The following is an 18109-nucleotide window of genomic DNA, read 5'->3' on the forward strand; positions in this document are numbered from 1 at the left end:
GATAGTCACCGCGCCGTCGTATCTTCCGTGCGCGGGAATTAGGGATCACGCGGACTGCTTCCGGGACGCTGCGAAGACGCCGGCCAGCACCAGGGCGAAGCCGATGAAATGGAAGGCCTGCGGATGCTCCCCGAGGAACACGATCGACATCACGGTGCCGAACACCGGAACCATGTGGAAGAACGGCGCCGCGCGGTTGGCGCCGATCAGCTGCACGCCGCGGTTGAAGCAGATATAGGCCAGCGTCGAGGGGAACACCGCGACATAGAACAGCGACAGCAAATTGCCTGATGTGAGCGGCATCACCGGACGCGCATTGAGTTCCCAGATGAAGAACGGCACCAGGACCAGCGCGCCGCAGCCGAAGGTGAAGCCGGCGACCGACAGGCCGTGGATGTTGGGCCGCTTCAGCGTCAGCACCGAGTAGAGCGCGAAGATGATCAGCGCGACGATGAAGATCACGTCGCCCTTGTTGAACTCGATCTTCGACAGCGTGGTGAGATCGCCATGCAGCAGGATCACCAGCACGCCGCAGAGCGACAACAGCACGCCGAGCGCCTGCGCCACCGTCAGCCGCGCGCCGAGCAGGATCAGCGACCACACCGCGACCACCAGCGGCGCCGCGGATTGCAGCAATAGCGTGTTCAGCGCCTGGGTGTGCTCGAGCGCCCAGTATTGCAGGGTGTTGAAGGCGCTGATGCCGGTGATCGACAGCAGGATCATGATGCCGAGCTTGCTGCGGATCGCCGCCCAGTCGCGCACCATGTGCTTCCAGGCAAACGGCAGGATGATCAGGAACGCCGCGGTCCAGCGCAGGAAGGAGAGCGTCACCGGCGGAATGTGCCCGGCCGCGAGCCGGCCGACGATCGCGTTACCGGCCCAGCACATCGTGGTGATGCAGAGCAGCAGGTACGGCTGGTTGGCGATCCAGGAGCCGGACGCAGGCGTTGTGGCGGATTCGGAAGCAGGCATTCAAAGGACCGGATTCATGACGCCGCGGCACGCCCGGCGCAACCGCCGGGCCGGATTGGGCTCATGCCACAGACACGGATTTTTCCGATCCAGCAACGGCGTCGGATGCATCGCGACCATGCGCGAAGCCACGTTGAGACGCGGTGGCGCATTTCCGAAACAGGACCGGCTGCGGCGCGGCGCCCAGAGGTCGATGATCCCCAGCGCAATGCTCTTCGCCACCCCGTGGGTCTTGTTGGACGCGTTGAGCTTGCGCAAGGCCTGCTTGATGAAGCCTTCCACCGTTTGCGGTGAAATGCCGAGGATCTCCGCGGTGTCGGCCACGGTCTTACCGCGCACGGCCCAGGCCATCACCTCCCTCTCGCGTGCCGTGAGCTTGATCGCTTCAGCGGTGTCGGCAGGCTTGAGGATGGTCGGCGCATGGCGCTGGTCGCGGTTGACGATGTCCATCGCCCGCTGCACCCAGTAGATCATCAAGAGATGCAGTTCGTGCCGATGGCTGCTCAGCAGCGTGTCGAAGGCCCAGGATTCGTCTTCCCGGAAGAACACGGTCGAGCTGGAGTGAATCGCGCCGAGCCGGTCGCGATAATGCAGCGGCACGACGAAGCCGTCGGTGAAGCCGAATTCACGCGCGGCATCCATCGTTCTGACCTCGGGCGGCCGCTTGCGTCCGTTTCGCTCCGGCAGCTTTCAGGCTGCTCCAGGTGAACGGCGTGTTGGTGCGCCGGGCCCGCGCCAGCGAGGGGTCGCAACGGACGAACTCGTTCTGGACGTAGGTGCGTTCCCACGCCGGTGGAAACGTGCCGGTGTAGTAAGGCAGGTCGAGTTCCGCCCGGCCGGCATCGACGAGTCCGAAGCCGGAGAAGCCGTAGTCCTGGATCGCGCGGTGCAGCGACAGGCGAAGCTCGTCCATCGTCTCCGATGTCTCGATGGTCGAGATCGCTTCGTCCAGTCGCAAGCGATCGTCGAGGCGATGCTGTGGGTGCCGACTCAGCCCTGACCTGAAGGCCCGTGCCCCGCCTCACCCCCGCGTCGCCACCAGCGCCTTCATTTTTCCGCCGGCGGCGAGCGCGGCGTCGTTGGGATCGATTTCGATCTGCAGGCCGCGCTGGCCGCCGTTGACGAATACGGTGACATGGGTGAGCGCTGATTCGTCGATCGCGGTCGGCACGCGCTTCTTTTGTCCGAACGGGCTGATGCCGCCGACATGGTAGCCGGTCAGGCGCTCGGCGTCGGCCGGGCGCATCATCTTGGCGGACTTGCCGTCCATCGCGGCGGCGAGCTTCTTCATGCTGACCTCGCAGTCGGACGGCACCACGGCGCAGACCGGCTTGCCGTCCACCTCCGCCATCAGCGTCTTCAGCATCCGGTTCGGCTCGACGCCGAGCGCCTCCGCGGCCTGCAAGCCGGTGCTCTCGGCATTGGAGTCGTAGACATAGCTGTGGAGCTTGAAGGCGATGCCAAGCTTCCTCAGCGCCATTGTCGCGGGTGTCGAATTGGACATGGATCGCGCCGGTTAATCGAAGTCGATGATCGCCGCAAGACGAGCCACCATCAACCAAGGGTGGATTCGCCGCCGGCCAGCGCCAACATTAAATTAGCGACAGTCCCGCGCCGGCTTGCGCATTTCGGAATATTTAGGGGATATCAAGGGGTTGGACCCTATCCAAAAGGCTTACAACGCCCCCTTCTTGCTTGCGCAGCCGAGCCGCTTCCTTTATCCGGTTAGGCGCCTTGCGTGCGCGTGGCTGAGGCCGCGATTTGGGCTGGGCACATGAACGCATGATCGCTGTGGGCGGACGCGTTTTCGCCGTGATCATGGTCTGAGGAACACCTGAAGGGAACAGCTTCGAAATGGCCAATGTTGTCGTCGTCGGCGCCCAGTGGGGCGACGAGGGGAAGGGCAAGATCGTCGACTGGTTGTCGGAGCAGGCCGACATCGTCGTGCGCTTCCAGGGCGGCCACAATGCCGGCCATACGCTCGTGATCAATGGCGAGACCTACAAGCTGGCGCTCTTGCCCTCCGGCGTGCTGCGTCCGAACAAGCTAGCCGTGATCGGGAACGGCGTGGTGTTCGATCCGCAGGCCTTCCTCGACGAGGTCAGCAAGCTGAAGGGGCAGGGCGTCGCGGTCGGCCCCGACAACCTGCGTATCGCCGAGAACGTCACCCTGATCCTGCCGCTGCATCGCGAGCTCGACGCGCTGCGCGAATCGAGCAACGCCATCACCTCGATCGGCACCACCCGCCGCGGCATCGGCCCGGCCTATGAGGACAAGGTCGGGCGCCGCGCCATCCGCCTGATGGACCTCGCCGACCTCGACACCTTGCCGCACAAGATCGAGCGCCTGCTGGCGCACCACAACGCGCTGCGCCGCGGCCTCAATCTGGAGGAGATCGACGGCAAGACCATCCTGGCCGAGCTGTCGGCGATGGCGCCGAAGCTGCTGCCCTATGCAGAGACAGTGTGGCGGCTGCTCGACCTCAAGCGCCGCGAGGGCAAGCGCATCCTGTTCGAGGGGGCGCAGGGCGCGCTGCTCGACGTCGATCACGGCACCTATCCCTATGTGACCTCGTCGAACACGGTGGCGGCGCAGGCCGCGACCGGCACCGGCCTCGGACCCGGCGCCGTCGGCTATGTGCTGGGCATCTGCAAGGCCTACACCACCCGCGTCGGCCAGGGTCCGTTCCCGACCGAGCTGAAGGACGAGATCGGCGAGGAGATCGGCCGCCGCGGCAGGGAGTTCGGGGTCAACACCGGACGCAAGCGACGGGTTGGCTGGTTCGACGCCATGCTGGTGCGGCAGACCGTCCGGACCTGCGGGATCGCCGGGCTGGCGCTGACCAAGCTCGATATCCTCGACGGGTTCGACACCATCAAGGTTTGCATCGGCTACATGCTGGACGGCAAGGAGGTCGATCACCTGCCGGCCGGCGAGGGCGCGCAGGCCCGGGTCGAGCCGATCTATGAGACCATCGAAGGCTGGAAGCAGCCGACCGCCAATGCCCGGTCCTGGGCGGACCTGCCGGCCCAGGCCATCAAGTATGTCCGCCGGGTCGAGGAACTGGTGGGGTGTCCGATCGCCCTGTTGTCCACCAGCCCGGAGCGTGAGGATACTATTCTGGTACAGAATCCGTTCGAGGCTTAACGGGATATTACCTATATCCCACCAATTGTGTGGAAATGGCTGACTACTACCCGCTGATCGCCCGTGCCATCGCCGGACTGGACCCCAACGCCCCCGGCGAAAGCCGCCGTGCGCTCTATGAGCGGGCGCGGGCGGCGCTGATCCAGCAGCTCCGCAGCGTGCAGCCGCCGCTTTCCGAATCCGAGATCACCCGCGAGCGCCTGTCGCTGGAAGAAGCCGTCCGCAAGGTCGAGTCCGAAGCTGCCCAGCGCGCCCGCGAGGCCTCCCGCCCGGGCGGGGGACGCGGCGACGCCTTCCGCCGCGCCAATGCCCGCCCGCCGGAGGCCAATTCCGCCGCCGGTGCGCCGCCCGCCCGGCCGCGCCTATCGAATCCACCGCCGCCGGATCCGCGCCCGCCGCGCAACCCGCGTGCCGATGCGCCGCCGGCCGCCTCGCCGCGGCCGCAAACTCCGCCGGCTCCGCCACCGCCGCCTGCCGACGCACAGGTGCCGCCGACCCGCGAGCGGCCGGGCGTGCCGCCGCGCCGTGCGACCGAGGGCGCGGCGCCGCCCGCCGCACCGGGTGTGCGCGGCTTCCGCGACATCACGGCCGATGCCGACGATCTCGGCCGCGCCGCGGCGCAGGCCAGCCGCAACGCGCGCAAGACCTACGCCAATGTGCCGTCGCCCTCGCCGGAATTCGACCGGCTCGAGCCGAACATGGAGAATCGCGGGGCCGATCCGGATGCAGAGCTCCCCTATGACGAGGCGGTCGAGGAGGCCGAGCGTTACGCGCCGCCGCCGCAGCGGACGCGGATCGGCAACGTCGATCGCGAGCCGAAGAAGCGGATCCGTATCGGCTCGATGTTCCCGTTCAAGAGCGCGATCGTCATCGGCATCCTGCTGATTCTGGCCGGCGCCGGGCTGCTGTGGGGCAAGCCGGCCTACACGTATGTCAGCAGCTTGTTCAAACCGTCTCCTTCCGTCGAGGCACCGAAGGATGCCTCCGCACCGGCGGTGAAGCCGAAGATCGCCGACCGCGTCGGCCAGCCGTCGGCATCGGGCGAGCCGATCGCCCCGGTGGCGCAGCGCGTGGTGCTCTATGACGAGGATCCGTCCGATCCCAAGGGCAAGCAATATGTCGGCTCGGTGGTGTGGCGCACCGAACAGGTCAAGGCGTCCGGCAACCAGCCGCCCGATATCGCGGTGCGCGCCGACATCGACATCCCCGATCGCAAGTTCAAGATGACAATGTCGTTCCGCCGCAACACCGACACCTCGCTGCCGGCGAGCCACACCGCGGAGTTGACTTTTGTCCTGCCGCCGGACTTCGCCAATGGCGGCGTCGGCAACGTGCCGGGCATCCTGATGAAGTCCAACGAGCAGGCGCGCGGCACGCCGCTCGCCGGGCTCGCGGTCAAGGTCACCGACGGCTTCTTCCTGGTCGGCCTCTCCAATGTCGACGCCGACCGCTCGCGCAACCTGCAGCTCCTGAAGGAGCGCTCGTGGTTCGACGTGCCCTTGGTCTACACCAACCAGCGCCGCGCCATCATCGCGATCGAGAAGGGCGCCCCGGGCGAACGCGCCTTCAACGAAGCCTTCGCGGCTTGGGGGGAGTAAGCGCTCCCGCCTGAGCTCGCTCACCTGTCATCGCCCGGCCTCGGCCGGGCGATCCAGTCTGCCAGAGGCGTTCATCGATTCGTCGCGCCGGACTGGATGCCCCGCTTGAGGTGGGCGTCACGCGGAACATGAGCGGCGGCTTGCGGATTTCTCCTAGAACCGGCACCGGACTGAGTTACACTCGTGTCATGTCGGGCAAGGGCGCGCCATGAAACGCTATCTGATCTTCGCAGCCATCGGGCCGTTCGTCGGCGGCTTCCTGCTGCTGCTCGCGACCACCTACCAGTCGGGCTACTGGACCGAGACCCATGGCGGCGAGATTGCGAAGCTGTTCGCCGTGTTCGCGAAGTCGCTGCAATACAACTACCTCTTCGGCATTGTGCCGGCGTTGATGTTCGGGGCGATCGACGACATCCTGATGCATATCCGATCAATCTCGGCTGTGGTGCGGATGCTGATTGTCGGCGCGATCGCGTTTATTGCGGCGGCGCTGACGTATGCCTCGCACGGGCCGGACAGCGGCGTCGCGCAGTTCGTCCTCTACGGGCTTGTCGGCTTCGTGCCAGGCGTGATCTCGTCCTGGGCAGCACACAAATATGCCGAGGAGCTGCAAGCTCCGGCGGCGTCGGCGCAATGATACTCAACGTCGTGTAACCGCAATGATACTCAACGTCGTGTAACCCTCACGCTCGTCGTCATGTCGAGGCGAGAATGCAGACTCACATCCTCTCGATCGTCATGCCCGCGCATGCGGGCATCCAGTACGCCGCGGCCTCTCGGCTCAAGCGCTGTCGTCTCTGGAATACTGGATCACCCGCATGCGCGGGTGATGACACCTGCTGTTTGACAAGAGCGCTGTGAATGGGAAACTCATCCCATGGCCTCGGGCAGATGACACAGCGGTAATGTGCCGCAACTTGCATCGTGCAATCGCGTTACCATGTCATGACCATGCCCGAGGACAACATCTTCACGCCCAATCGCGCGCGATCGCGGCCGCCCTTCGGCGGAGCGCAGGCGCGCGGCAAGGTCATCGACCAGGATGGCCGCGAGATCCCCGACGCCGCGCCGTTTCAGCCGTTCGAGCGCTTCCAGTTCGATTTCCGCACCTCCAGTGCCAATCCGTTTGGCGAACTGACGCACGAGCAACGGCTGGCGCGGCTGGAGATGATCGCAAAGCTGCTCGACATCGCCTTCATCCTGCCCGGCACCAACATCCGTTACGGCATCGACGGGATCATCGGTCTGGTCCCCGTGATCGGCGACATCATCACCACCGCGATCTCGCTGTGGCTGGTGCGCGAGGCGCGCCTGCTTGGTGCCCCCTGGCACATCACCGCGCGGATGCTCGCCAATGTCGCGGTTGACGGCGTGGTCGGCATGGTGCCGGTCGCCGGTGATGCGTTCGACGTCATGTTCCGTGCCAACATCCGCAATGTGCGGCTGTTGCGCCGCTGGCTCGACAAACAGCCGCGGCTGTAATACCCCAAAACAAAAGCCCCCGGAAAGGTCCGAGGGCTTTTCGTTGGGTAGGGAGGCGGAAAACAGTTACGCGGCGTCGGCGTCGGTCTGGCTCGCGGCGGGACGCGGGCGGCGCGGCAGCGGGAACGCCTCGCTCTCATAGAGCGAGCGGATGCCGTTCTGGTCGAAGCGGGCTTCCTCGACCTGCAGATAGGCGCCGTTCAGCGAATCCGCAGGCAGTTCTTCCATCGCAAAGCGCACGGCTTCGGCGGCAGTGCCGAAACGGCGATAGGCGAAGCCGGCCCGTTTCTTCTTGCGGATCGCGGCAGGGAACAGTTCGGCGGACGTATTAAAGTTGAACGGACGCATGGGACGCATGGTCGACGACCTCTTGTCTTTTTGGCGCTAGCGCGGCGAAGGGATTTTTGGGGACGGCGGGCTGCGACGGGCGGCGCACCGTACATGTCATTTCGACCACTAATATAGGCTTCTTTGACAGAAATGCGACCCCAAGAACCGCCCCGACAACGCACATGATGAATCCGCGCATGGCGCGGGAACCGGCTGGATAAGTCCTTTTATTTCAATATGTTAATTCAATCATACCTTGCCAAGCCAGGCCAGGACCAGGACCACCACCAAAATTACCCCGAAAAGGCCCATTCCGGAGTGGCCGAGGCCGTAGCCGTAGCCGCCGATCCGGCCGCTATAGCCGCCGAGCAGGACAATCAGCAGAACGATGATGAGGATCAGTCCGAGCGACATGGCGCCCTCCTCAGAACAAGCGGCAGCCGCACGGCGAGACGCCGACGGCCCCGCGAACTCGGAGCAAAGCACATTCCGGCTTGCGTGTCCTCAGGCCTCCTGCCGATCGCACGGATATTGTTGGGCGCGCGCGGGGCGGATCGCTGGAGGCGAAAGCAAAACCCCGCGCGACCGGGTCCTGGTGGCGCGGGGGTGCAAAACAAGGATGCGCGGGTCGAGCCCGCGCATGACGAGCTGCGCTCGTTATGTCTTCTCGTTCAGCTTCAACGCCGCCGAGTTGATGCAGTAGCGCAGGCCGGTCGGCCCGGGGCCGTCGTTGAAGACGTGGCCGAGATGGCCGTCGCATTTCGAGCACAGCACCTCGGTGCGGATCATGCCGTGGCTGTAGTCCTGCTCCTCGTCGATGTGGCTCTCGACCGCGGGCTTGGAGAAGCTCGGCCAGCCGCAGCCGGAGTCGAACTTCTGGTCGGACTCGAACAGCACCTGGCCGCAGCCGGCGCAGACATAAGTGCCCTTGCGGGGGTCATGCTCGTATTCGCCGGAGAACGGACGCTCGGTCGCCTTCTCGCGCAGCACAGCGTACTGCATCGGCGTCAGCTCCTTGCGCCACTCGGCCTCGCTCTTGTGAACCTTGCCGTCGGTCTTGGTGTCGGACATTCAACCTCCTTTGCGAGATGCTCAATTGGTGACCTTGCTGCCGTTCACCAGCGTCGGCTTCTCGATGTAGTTCTCGGCGAAGATCTTCTTTAGGTTCTCGACCTTCGGGATGTCGTTATAAGCAATATAGGGCTGGTTCGGGTGCAGCGTCAGATAGTCCTGGTGGTAGCCTTCCGCCCGATAGAACGCCTGCAGCGCGCCGACCTTGGTCACGATCGGCTTCGGATAGACCTTGGCCGCATTGAGCTGGGCGATATAGGCGTCCGCCACCTTCTTCTGCTCGTCGCTGGTGGTGAAGATCGCGGAACGATACTGCGTGCCGGTGTCGGGACCCTGGCGGTTCAGCTGGGTCGGATCGTGCACGACGGAGAAGAAGATCTGCAGGATCTTGCCGTAGGAGATCTTCTGCGGGTTGTACTTGATCTCGACCGACTCCGCGTGACCGGTGGTGCCGGTCGAGACCATGGAGTAGTCCGCGGTCGCCTTGTTGCCGCCGGAATAGCCGGACACCGCGCTGACGACGCCAGCGGTGTGCTGGAACACGCCCTGCACACCCCAGAAGCAGCCGCCTGCGAGCACCGCGGTCTTGATGCCGCTCTCCTGCGCATCTGTCGCAGGCGGCGGAATGATCACGGCGTCCTCGGCGGCGCGCGACGGCGCGACGGCAAAGGCGGCGACGGCCAGCGCGCCGATCGTGGCGGCGCACAGCGAGAGGCGGCTGAGGGTGCGACGGGACATGAGTTCCTCGTGGGATCGCGGTTCGGGACCAGTTTAGAGCGAGGGCCGGCATGCGCAATCGGCCTGGCCTGCTCCGACCCCTTAAGATACGGCCAAGCAGGCGCCTTGTTACGGCTGATGTCACACGGTTTCGTGAATAAACCGCGTCGGTGCAGTGCCTTAAGGGGGCAGCCGCCCGGTCATGTCGCGCGGCAGGATGAGGTCCGAATACTGGGATATGTCAGACCACCACGCTCAGCCGCTTCGCTGCGCGGGTGATGCCGGTGTAGAGCCAGCGCGCGCGGCTGTCCTGGAACGCAAAGCTCTCGTCGAACAGTACGACATCGTCCCATTGCGAGCCCTGCGACTTGTGCACTGTCAGCACGTAGCCGTAGTCGAACTCATCATACGGCTTGCGCTGCTCCCACGGCACGCCCTCGACGCCGCCGTCGAAACATTCGCCGCGCACCGAGACCTTGGTGACCTTGTAGCCGAAATCCTCATCCGGCGTGACGCGCATGGTGATGATCTTCGATTTCGACTGCGCGCGCGCCTTGACCCGCCACAGCCCGCCGTTGAACAGGCCCTTCTTGCGATTGTTGCGCAGGCAGACCAGCTTGTCGCCGGCGACGGGCAGCGGATCCTCGATGTTCTGCCGCTGCCGCACCCGCATGTTGTAGGCGCGGCGGGTGTTGTTGCGGCCGACCAGCACCTGATCTGCGCTCATCACGCGGTCCGGATCGAGCTCCTTGCGCGAGACCACCTCGCTCTCGCCGTGACGGCCGATCTCGAGCTCGCGGCCCTCGCGGATATCCATCGACATCCGCACGATCGGATCGTCCTGCGCCTGGCGGTGCACCTCGGTCAGCATCGCATCCGGCTCGGCGTCGGTGAAGAAGCCGCCGCCCTGGATCGGCGGCAATTGCGCGGGATCGCCGAGCACCAGCAGCGGGCAGTCGAACGACATCAAATCGCGGCCGAGCTCGGCATCGACCATAGAGCATTCGTCGATCACGATCAGCTTGGCCTTCGAGGCCGGTGCGTCGTCCCACAACTCGAAGCTCGGTTGCTCGACGCCGGATTCGCGGGCGCGATAGATCAGCGAATGGATCGTGGAGGCGTTGTCGCAGCCCTTGTTGCGCATCACCAGCGCCGCCTTGCCGGTGAAGGCGGCGAATTTCACCTCGCCGTCGACGCCCTCGGCGATGTGGCGGGCGAGCGTGGTCTTGCCGGTTCCGGCATAGCCGAACAGGCGAAACACCGGCGGCGTGCCGCCCTGGCCGGGCTTGGCTTTCAGCCAGTCGGCAACGGCTTTCAACGCGGTGTCCTGATGCGGCGTGAATGTTGTCATGGGCTTTCGGAAGGAATGAGCGCGCGACCGATAGCGCCGCGACTCAAGCGAACACAAGCTAAACATTCATGCGTGCCGATCAAGTCAGCTTCCGCTGCGCGGAATTGGAGTTTCGCGCCCGAGGCTAGACTTGACCCGAGGCGACACTAGACTGACCCAAAACAACAAGCGGTCGGGACCACAATAAGTGGTCGAGGACGCGACCTTGGGAGTGACGCCATGAAATTCGGCATCTTTTACGAGCTGCAACTACCGCGCCCCTGGAACGACGGCGACGAGCTCAGGCTTTACCAGAACGCGCTGACGCAAATGGAGACGGCCGACCGGCTCGGTTACGATTACGCCTGGGTCGTGGAGCATCACTTCCTCGAGGAATATTCCCACTCGCCGGCACCCGAATCCTTCCTCGCCGCCGCCAGCCAGCGCACCAAGCAAATCCGGCTTGGCCACGGCATCTTCCAGCTCACCACCAATCATCCCGCGCGCGTCGCCGAGCGGGTCGCGGTGCTCGATCTCTTGAGCAACGGCCGCTGCGAATTCGGCATGGGCGAGAGCGCCTCGATCACCGAGCTGACGCCGTTCGGCCGCGACATGGAGACCAAGCGCGAGGTATTCGAGGAAGCGGTGCGGGCAATCTTTCCGATGTTCACCAAGATCGGCACCGAGCATCACGGCAAGTATTTCGATATCCCCTTGCGCAACGTCGTGCCGAAGCCGGTGCAGAAGCCGCACCCGCCGCTCTGGATGGCCTGCTCGCAATTGCCGACGATCGAACGCGCCGGGGAGAACGGCTTTGGCGCACTCGGCTTCCAGTTCGTCAGCGCGGAAGCGGCGCATGCCTGGGTGCACGCCTATTACAACGCGATCACCAAGCGGCTGAAGAAGCTCGCCGACTACGAGATCAATCCGAACATGGCGCTGGTCTCGTTCTTCATGTGCGCGGAGACGGATGAGGAAGCCCGCAGGCGCGCCGACGGCGCTACCTTCTTCCAGTTCGCGCTGCGCTATTACGGGCAGGCGCAGAACCGGCAGCGGCCGGCACCCGGCAGCGTCAACATGTGGGACGAGTACAACAGGTGGAAGCGCGAGAATCCGGAAGCGCAGGAGGCTGCGCTGCGCGGCGGCCTGATCGGCTCGCCGGAGACGTTGCGAAAGAAGCTGCGGCGCTTCCGCTCGTCGCATATCGATCAGGTGATCCTGCTCAACCAGGCCGGCAAGAATACGCATGAGCATATCTGCGAATCGCTCGAACTGTTCGCCAAGGAAGTGATGCCGGAGTTTCAGCACGATCCCGAGCACGACGCCTGGAAGAAGGGCGTGCTCAGCGGCGCGGTCCAGCTCGAGGAGATCGACACCGAAGCATTCAAGGACCGCTATGGTAAACTCGCGGTCAATGTCGGGCAGAAGAGTGCCGCCGCAGGCTGATCGATTCCTGTGCAGCGACCTCGCGATCTCGTGAGGACATGCGCGACGCCCGCACGAAAGTGCTGGCATCGCTATTTTCCGCGGCCGCGGCTGCGCTGTCACGGCGCGGACAGGCGCAGACGAGCGGTGACCGGGCGCGGCATGTTGCCCGTGGCGCTTTGCCGGGCGGCAGATTAAAAGCCAGGAAATTATTAAGGACGTGACGGTTCGATGAAGCGCGTGGGAATCTGGCTGTTCTATCTCGTCGGCGCGGTCGCCGTGGCCTATCTCGCGCTGTATGCCTATGTGGCGTTCACCGGCCGCAACTTCACGCCGGGCGATCCGATCCACATCTTCCGCAAGCCCGAGGCGCCGAGCTATTCGTGAGGCGAGGCAATCGCGCGGCCTGCCTCGCCGTTTGGGTTCCTCAGCCTGCCGCCGCCAGCCGCTGATAGTCCGGTGCGCCATTGCCGGCCGGCGTGATCGGGATGCCGCCATCGGCATATTCGTTCAGCTTGTTGCGCAGCGTGCGGATCGAGATGCCGAGAATGTTGGCGGCATGGGTGCGGTTGCCGAGGCAGTGCTTCAGCGTCTCCAGGATCAAATCGCGTTCGACATCGGCGACGGTGCGGCCGACAAGCGCCCGGGTGACCTGCTCGGCGGCGAGGGTGGCGTGCGCCACCGCGGGTGCGGTCTTGGCGAGGTCGAGACGGTCGCCATCGGGGGTCAGGATCGCGTCGGGGCCGATCTCGTCGCCCTGCGCCATCAGCACCGAGCGATGGATAGTGTTCTCGAGCTCGCGGACGTTGCCCTGCCAGCGGTTCGCAGTGAGGACGCGACGGGCATCCGCCGAGATCGGGCGGACCGGCACGCCGTTGGCCTCGGCGTATTTCTTGGCGAAGTGCTGCGCCAGCTCGAGGATATCGGCCGGGCGGTCGCGCAGCGGCGGGATCTTCAGATTGACGACATTGAGGCGGAACAGCAGGTCCTCGCGGAAGGTGCCTTCGCGCACCGCCTCAGTGAGATTGCGGTTCGAGGTCGCGATAATGCGGATATCGACCGGGACCGGCCTGGTGCCGCCGACGCGGTCGATCACGCGCTCCTGGATCGCGCGCAGCAGCTTGGACTGCAGCCGCACGTCCATCTCGGAGATTTCGTCGAGCAAAAGGGTGCCGCCGGTCGCCTCCTCGAACTTGCCGATGCGGCGGGCGATCGCGCCGGTGAAGGCGCCCTTTTCATGGCCGAACAGTTCGGATTCCAGCAGGTGCTCGGGGATCGCCGCGCAGTTGATCGAGATGAACGGCCGCTTGGCGCGGGCCGAACGGGAGTGGACATAGCGCGCCAGCACTTCCTTGCCGGTGCCGGACTCGCCGGTGATCATCACGGACGCATCCGAACCGGCGATCTGCTGCGCGAGCTTGATCACCTTGCCCATCGCCTCGTCGCGCCAGACCAGGTCGCGCGCGTCGTTGGCGACCGCGGCGAGCACGGCTGCGATCAGTTCGGGGTCAGGCGGCAGCGGGATGTATTCCTTGGCGCCGGCGTGGATCGCGGCGACCGCAGCGCGGGCATCGTTGGTGATGCCGCAGGCTACGATCGGCACGTGGATGTGCTCGGCCTCCAGCCGGATCACGAGGTCGCGGATGTCGAGGCCGACATCGACCAGCAGCAGGTCGGCGCCCTTGCCGCCGCGCACCACGCTCATCGCCTGTTCGGCGGTCTCGGCGTGGGTCACGGTTGCGCCCTTCTCCATCGCGATCTTGGTGGCGGTCGTAAGCTGGCCCTTCAGGGTGCCAACGATGAGAAGCCGCATGATAGTCTCCTGTTGGTCCGCTCGCGCGCGTCCCGCGCGGTATCGTTAGGGTGTTAGGAGCGTTCCGCCTTGATGATTTCCGTCATGGTCACGCCGAGCTTGTCTTCCACCAGCACCACTTCGCCGCGCGCCACCAGGCGGTTGTTGACGTAGATGTCGATCGACTCGCCGACGCGGCGGTCGAGCTCGAGCACCGTTCCGGGTCCGAGCTTGAGCAGGTCGCCGACCTCCATCTTGGAGCGGCCGAGCACGGCCGAGACCTGCACCGGCACGTCGAACACCGCCTCGAGATCGGCGGCGATGCGCGAGGCATGTTCGTCTTCGTTGTAGCCGATGTCGTCGATCCCCGGCGCCTCGGACGAATTGAGGTCGGGAAGCGGGACTTGTGCGTCGGTGTCGCTCATGGTTCTGCCCTCATCGCCGTCAGCCGGCCTGACTGCGGGACGCCAGATAGCGCCCGACAAGTTCGTTGATCTTCGCTTCGATCGCCGCGCGCTCCAGCACCACGCCGCCGTCGGCCCATTCGATCCGGCAGTCGCCGGTCGCAATCGTCGGTTCGGCCAGGATCACGAGCCGGCCCTCGAAGCCGCTATGCGCGGCCATCCGCTCGATGTTCTCCTGCGCGCCCTCGTAGAGCGCGTCGTTGATGCGGACCACGAGATGCGGCGTCGACACCAAATGCGAGAAGCAGTCGCTGACCAGCGCGGTGATCTCGCCGAGCGGCTCGCGCGCGATCAGTTCGGAGCAGAGCTTGCGGGCGACCGCGACCGCGACGTCGACGGCCTCCGTCTCCATCCGCGTCTCGATGCCGGCGAAGCGCGCCGCAATCCCCTTGATCGCGACGCCGATCTCCTCCAGCGCCTGCGCGGAACGGCGGTCGCTCTCGACCTTGGCTTCGCGCTGCGCGGCCTCGTATCCGGCGCGATAGGCCCTGGCCTCCGCATCGGCGACCTTCTGCGCGACCTCGGCCGGGGTGGCGGCACGCTCGCGCGCGCGGTCGGGTGCCGAGAAGTCGGTGTCGAACATGAACTTTGCGGGCGCGGCCATCAGTACACCAGCTCGTCGTCGGCGCGGTTCTTGGTCAGCGTGATCTCGCCCCTGGCGGCGAGGTCCTTGGCGAGGTTGACGAGCAGCGCCTGCGCCTCGTCGACGTCGCGCAGCCGCACCGGGCCCATCGCGGCCATGTCGTCCATCAGCATCTTGCCGGCGCGCGACGACATGTTGGCGAGGAAGAAGCTGCGCACCTCCTCGTTGGCGCTCTTCAGCGCGACGCCCAGCTTGTCCTTGTCGATGTTGCGCATCAGCGTCTGCGCCGAGGCGGCGTCGAGCTTGATCAAATCGTCGAAGGTGAACATCAGCGCCTTGATGCGCTCGGCGGATTCGCGATTTTCCTCTTCCAGCGAGGTGATGAATCGGGTCTCGGTCTGGCGGTCGAAATTGTTGAAGATCTCGGCCATCACCTCATGAGCGTCGCGGCGGCGGGTCTGTGACAGGTTGGACATGAACTCGGTGCGCAGCGTCTGCTCGACGCGTTCGATGACTTCCTTCTGCACCGCCTCCATCCGCAGCATGCGGCCCACGACGTCGAGCGCGATGTCCTCGGGCAGGATCGCGAGCACGCGGGCGGCGTGCTCCGGCTTGAGCTTCGACAGCACCACGGCGATGGTCTGCGGGTATTCGTTCTTGAGGTAGTTGGCCAGCACCTCCTCCTGCACGTTGGAGAGCTTCTCCCACATGTTGCGGCCGGCGGGCCCGCGGATCTCATCCATGATGCCGGAGACGCGTTCGGCCGGCAGGTACTGCTGCAGCAGGCGCTCGGTGGCGTCGAAATTGCCCATCAGCGCGCCGGACGCCGACATCCGCGAGACGAATTCGAGCATCAGGTCCTCGACCACGTCGGCCTCGACGGTGCCGAGCGTCGACATGTGAACCGACAGCTCCCGCACCTCGTCGTCGTCGAGCATCGACCAGATCTTGCCGCCGTACTGCTCGCCGAGCGCAAGCATCAGGATCGCCGCGCGCTTGGGGCCGGACAGCGGTTTGCTCCTCGGCCGACCGTTCTGCCGGCTCGCCAGCGTCGTCAGGACGCTGGTGATGTCGTTGGCGTTTGTGGTCTGCGGTACGGCGGCCATGTCAGCTCTCGGCGGGTTCGCTCAGCCATTGACGGACGATGGAGACGGTCTCGTTCGGATTGCGCTCGGCCAGTTCGCCGACCCGATGCACGGCCTGGGCATGGACCTGGCCCTGGATCTGGGCGACGTCGATCAATTGCGCCGCGGCGCCGCTCGGGATCAGGGCCTGGCCGGTCGCTGCGGCGCCTTCGCCGGCATGTGCGCCGGCCTCGGCGAGGGTGGGGGCGATACCCGCGCCGGCCAGCGCCGGAACGACGTCGGTCGCAACGATGCGCTTGACCAGCGGGCGGACCACCATGAAGAGCACGACGAGGCCGAGCATCATCATCACGCCGAGCTCGATGACGTACATGATGTCATCCTTGGTGAATTGCAGCATGCCGAGCAGGCCGGTCGGCTCGGGCAGCGGGCTTGCCATCGGCGGCTCGGCGAAGCGGAGATTGACCACCTCGACCTGGTCGCCGCGCTTCCGGTCGAAGCCGATTGCGGAACGAACCAGGGCGGCAATGCGGTCGAGCTCCTCCTTGGAGCGGTTCTGGTAGACCAGCTCGCCCTTTTCGTTCTTGGAATAGCTGCCGTCGACCAGGACGGCGACCGAGATCCGGTTGACGCGGCCGGCCTCGGTGACCTCGGTCTTGGTGGTGCGGGAGATCTCGTAGTTGTTGGTCTCTTCGCTCTTCTTGCTCTGGTCGCGGGCGCGGGCGGCGCTGTCCTGGTTCTGGTTGCCCGGCAGCTCGTTGTTGACCGTGACCTGACCGGAATTGTCGGCGGTGAGGCTCGACTCCTCGCGGGTCTGGCTGGAGCGGAGCACGCGGCCTTCGGGATCGAACTTGTCGGAGGTTTCGGTGATCTTGTTGTAGTCGAAGTCGGCGGAGAGCTGGACGCGGGCGCGGCCGGCGCCGACCACCGAGGAGACGATGTCCTCGACCTGCTTGCGCATCCGCTTCTCGAAGGCGGTGCGGCGCTCGTCGCCGATCGACGCGTCGGCGTCGGTGGCGGCGCCGTCGGCCAACAACTGGCCGGCCTCGTCGACGATCGAGACGCGCTGCGGCTTCAGCCCGTTGACGGCGGAAGCGACCAGATGGCGGATGGCGCGGATCTGCTGCGGCTCCAGCGCGCCGCGCACACGCAGCACGATCGAGGCGGACGGCTCCGGCGTCTCGCGCGAGAACAGCGGCCGTTCCGGCAGCACCAGGTGGACGCGCGCGGCCTGCACGCGATCGATCGCGCGGATGGTGCGGGCGAGCTCGCCTTCCAGCGCGCGCAAATGGTTGATGTTCTGGACGAAGCTCGTGGTGCCGAGCGCGTCCGACTTGTCGAAGATCTCGTAGCCGACGCCGCCGCCCTTGGGCATGCCGCTCTCGGCGAGCTTCATCCTGAGCCGCGTCACCTTGTCCTTCGGCACCATGATGATGGCGCCGTCATTGCGCAGCTCGTAGGGGACGGCCTGCCGCTCCAGCTCCTTGATGATGGCCGAGGAGTCCTCGGTCGACAGGTCGGTGAAGAGGGTGGTCATCTGCGGCGTGGTGACGCGGACGATGACGAAGGCGAAGAAACCGATCAGGGCGGCGGTGACCGCCACCATTGCCGCGAGGCGGGCCGCACCCAGACCTCTCAGGAAAGTAACCAGACTTTGCACCAACGGCCCCCAGGGATTCGGCCCCAGCGGGTCCGACTGGGCAATTATTGCCTAGGGTATGGTTTCCATCTGGTTAACGAAGATTAAGAACCGCGGCAAAAACGCGGACATGAAAAAAACCGGCCTCGCGGAGCGAAGCCGGTTTTCGTCAAATGCCGCGGGAATTGGCGGAATTACTGCCGATATTGCTGGATCCGGGTGGTGCGCAGCCCGGCCAGACCATGCTGGTCGATCGAGAACTGCCAGGAAAGGAATTCATCGACGGTCAGCGTGTAGCGGCTGCAGGCTTCCTCCAGGGAGAGCAGGCCGCCGCGGACCGCAGCGACGACTTCGGCCTTGCGGCGGATCACCCACCGCTTGGTTCCGGGGGCCGGCAAGTCCGCAATCGTTAACGGGCTGCCGTCGGGCCCGATGACGTATTTCACCCTCGGGCGGTGGGGTTCTGTCATGGCG

General features: G+C 65.4%; 21 protein-coding genes. 6 read left to right on the forward strand and 15 right to left on the reverse strand.

All coding sequences use genetic code 11. The annotated features are described in order from the left end of the window. Positions 1-45: 45 nt before the first annotated feature. The 4 genes from MTX23_RS05225 to ybaK all read right to left on the reverse strand — a co-directional run bounded on the left by MTX23_RS05225 (position 46) and on the right by ybaK (position 2476). On the reverse strand, positions 46-972 hold the full coding sequence (locus MTX23_RS05225) for a DMT family transporter (protein WP_280975564.1): 927 nt from the start codon (positions 970-972) through the stop codon (positions 46-48). Beyond that, positions 973-1614, reverse strand: a complete 642-nt coding sequence (locus tag MTX23_RS05230) for a LuxR C-terminal-related transcriptional regulator (RefSeq protein ID WP_280975565.1) — start codon at positions 1612-1614, stop codon at positions 973-975. It abuts the gene before it with no gap. Next, positions 1598-1930 (reverse strand): autoinducer binding domain-containing protein, encoded by a 333-nt coding sequence (locus MTX23_RS05235; RefSeq protein WP_280975566.1) that lies wholly within the window; start codon positions 1928-1930, stop codon positions 1598-1600. The genes MTX23_RS05230 and MTX23_RS05235 overlap by 17 nt, the downstream gene beginning before the upstream one ends. A 63-nt stretch (positions 1931-1993) precedes the next feature. Beyond that, on the reverse strand, positions 1994-2476 hold the full coding sequence (gene ybaK / locus MTX23_RS05240) for a Cys-tRNA(Pro) deacylase (RefSeq protein WP_280975567.1): 483 nt from the start codon (positions 2474-2476) through the stop codon (positions 1994-1996). Positions 2477-2826: 350 nt separating this feature from the next. On the opposite strand from ybaK, the gene MTX23_RS05245 reads away from it, so the two are divergent. The 4 genes from MTX23_RS05245 to MTX23_RS05260 all read left to right on the forward strand — a co-directional run bounded on the left by MTX23_RS05245 (position 2827) and on the right by MTX23_RS05260 (position 7199). Then, positions 2827-4119, forward strand: coding sequence for an adenylosuccinate synthase (locus MTX23_RS05245; protein WP_280975568.1), 1293 nt, complete (start codon positions 2827-2829; stop codon positions 4117-4119). Between the two features lie 35 nt (positions 4120-4154). Then, the gene (locus tag MTX23_RS05250; protein WP_280975569.1) at positions 4155-5717 is read left to right on the forward strand and encodes a hypothetical protein; all 1563 of its coding nucleotides are present in this window, start codon (positions 4155-4157) and stop codon (positions 5715-5717) included. Positions 5718-5925: 208 nt separating this feature from the next. Next, complete coding sequence (locus MTX23_RS05255) at positions 5926-6354, forward strand: DUF5413 family protein (protein ID WP_280975570.1); 429 nt, start codon at positions 5926-5928, stop codon at positions 6352-6354. Between the two features lie 308 nt (positions 6355-6662). Continuing rightward, on the forward strand, positions 6663-7199 hold the full coding sequence (locus MTX23_RS05260; RefSeq protein WP_280975571.1) for a DUF4112 domain-containing protein: 537 nt from the start codon (positions 6663-6665) through the stop codon (positions 7197-7199). A 66-nt stretch (positions 7200-7265) separates the two neighbouring features. On the opposite strand, the gene MTX23_RS05265 is transcribed toward MTX23_RS05260, so the two are convergent. From MTX23_RS05265 to MTX23_RS05285, 5 genes are all read right to left on the reverse strand, one after another. Next, the gene (locus MTX23_RS05265) at positions 7266-7556 is read right to left on the reverse strand and encodes a hypothetical protein (RefSeq protein WP_280975572.1); all 291 of its coding nucleotides are present in this window, start codon (positions 7554-7556) and stop codon (positions 7266-7268) included. A 222-nt stretch (positions 7557-7778) separates the two neighbouring features. Next, positions 7779-7943, reverse strand: a complete 165-nt coding sequence (locus tag MTX23_RS05270; protein WP_280975573.1) for a DUF3309 family protein — start codon at positions 7941-7943, stop codon at positions 7779-7781. 243 nt (positions 7944-8186) lie between these two features. Further along, entirely contained in the window at positions 8187-8600 is a 414-nt protein-coding gene (gene msrB / locus MTX23_RS05275; protein ID WP_280975574.1) for a peptide-methionine (R)-S-oxide reductase MsrB, read from the reverse strand. Positions 8601-8621: 21 nt separating this feature from the next. Beyond that, positions 8622-9338, reverse strand: a complete 717-nt coding sequence (gene msrA / locus MTX23_RS05280) for a peptide-methionine (S)-S-oxide reductase MsrA (protein ID WP_280975575.1) — start codon at positions 9336-9338, stop codon at positions 8622-8624. 220 nt (positions 9339-9558) lie between these two features. Beyond that, positions 9559-10668 (reverse strand): ATP-dependent RecD-like DNA helicase, encoded by a 1110-nt coding sequence (locus tag MTX23_RS05285; protein ID WP_280975576.1) that lies wholly within the window; start codon positions 10666-10668, stop codon positions 9559-9561. 219 nt (positions 10669-10887) lie between these two features. On the opposite strand from MTX23_RS05285, the gene MTX23_RS05290 reads away from it, so the two are divergent. Together MTX23_RS05290 and MTX23_RS05295 are read left to right on the forward strand one after the other, a co-directional pair. After that, positions 10888-12093: an LLM class flavin-dependent oxidoreductase gene (locus MTX23_RS05290; RefSeq protein ID WP_280975577.1), complete on the forward strand. Its 1206-nt coding sequence runs from the start codon at positions 10888-10890 to the stop codon at positions 12091-12093. 210 nt (positions 12094-12303) lie between these two features. Then, positions 12304-12459: a hypothetical protein gene (locus MTX23_RS05295; RefSeq protein ID WP_280975578.1), complete on the forward strand. Its 156-nt coding sequence runs from the start codon at positions 12304-12306 to the stop codon at positions 12457-12459. A gap of 40 nt (positions 12460-12499) precedes the next feature. Here the strand turns inward: MTX23_RS05295 and MTX23_RS05300 are convergent, their stop codons facing one another. The 6 genes from MTX23_RS05300 to MTX23_RS05325 all read right to left on the reverse strand — a co-directional run bounded on the left by MTX23_RS05300 (position 12500) and on the right by MTX23_RS05325 (position 18105). After that, a complete protein-coding gene (locus MTX23_RS05300) occupies positions 12500-13885 on the reverse strand; it encodes a sigma-54 dependent transcriptional regulator (protein ID WP_280975579.1) in 1386 nt (461 codons plus the stop codon). A 53-nt stretch (positions 13886-13938) separates the two neighbouring features. After that, positions 13939-14289 carry a flagellar motor switch protein FliN gene (gene fliN / locus MTX23_RS05305; RefSeq protein WP_280975580.1) on the reverse strand — a complete coding sequence of 117 codons (351 nt, stop codon included), beginning with the start codon at positions 14287-14289 and terminating at the stop codon, positions 13939-13941. A gap of 19 nt (positions 14290-14308) precedes the next feature. Then, complete coding sequence (locus tag MTX23_RS05310) at positions 14309-14932, reverse strand: FliH/SctL family protein (protein WP_280975581.1); 624 nt, start codon at positions 14930-14932, stop codon at positions 14309-14311. Continuing rightward, positions 14932-16017 carry a flagellar motor switch protein FliG gene (fliG, locus tag MTX23_RS05315; protein WP_280975582.1) on the reverse strand — a complete coding sequence of 362 codons (1086 nt, stop codon included), beginning with the start codon at positions 16015-16017 and terminating at the stop codon, positions 14932-14934. The genes MTX23_RS05310 and fliG overlap by 1 nt, the downstream gene beginning before the upstream one ends. 1 nt (position 16018) lies before the next feature. Beyond that, a complete protein-coding gene (fliF, locus tag MTX23_RS05320) occupies positions 16019-17656 on the reverse strand; it encodes a flagellar basal-body MS-ring/collar protein FliF (protein ID WP_280975583.1) in 1638 nt (545 codons plus the stop codon). 173 nt (positions 17657-17829) lie between these two features. Continuing rightward, entirely contained in the window at positions 17830-18105 is a 276-nt protein-coding gene (locus MTX23_RS05325) for a DUF1153 domain-containing protein (RefSeq protein WP_002714638.1), read from the reverse strand. Positions 18106-18109 lie beyond the last annotated feature (4 nt).

The organism is Bradyrhizobium sp. ISRA436 (genome assembly GCF_029910015.1).
Taxonomy (GTDB): domain Bacteria; phylum Pseudomonadota; class Alphaproteobacteria; order Rhizobiales; family Xanthobacteraceae; genus Bradyrhizobium.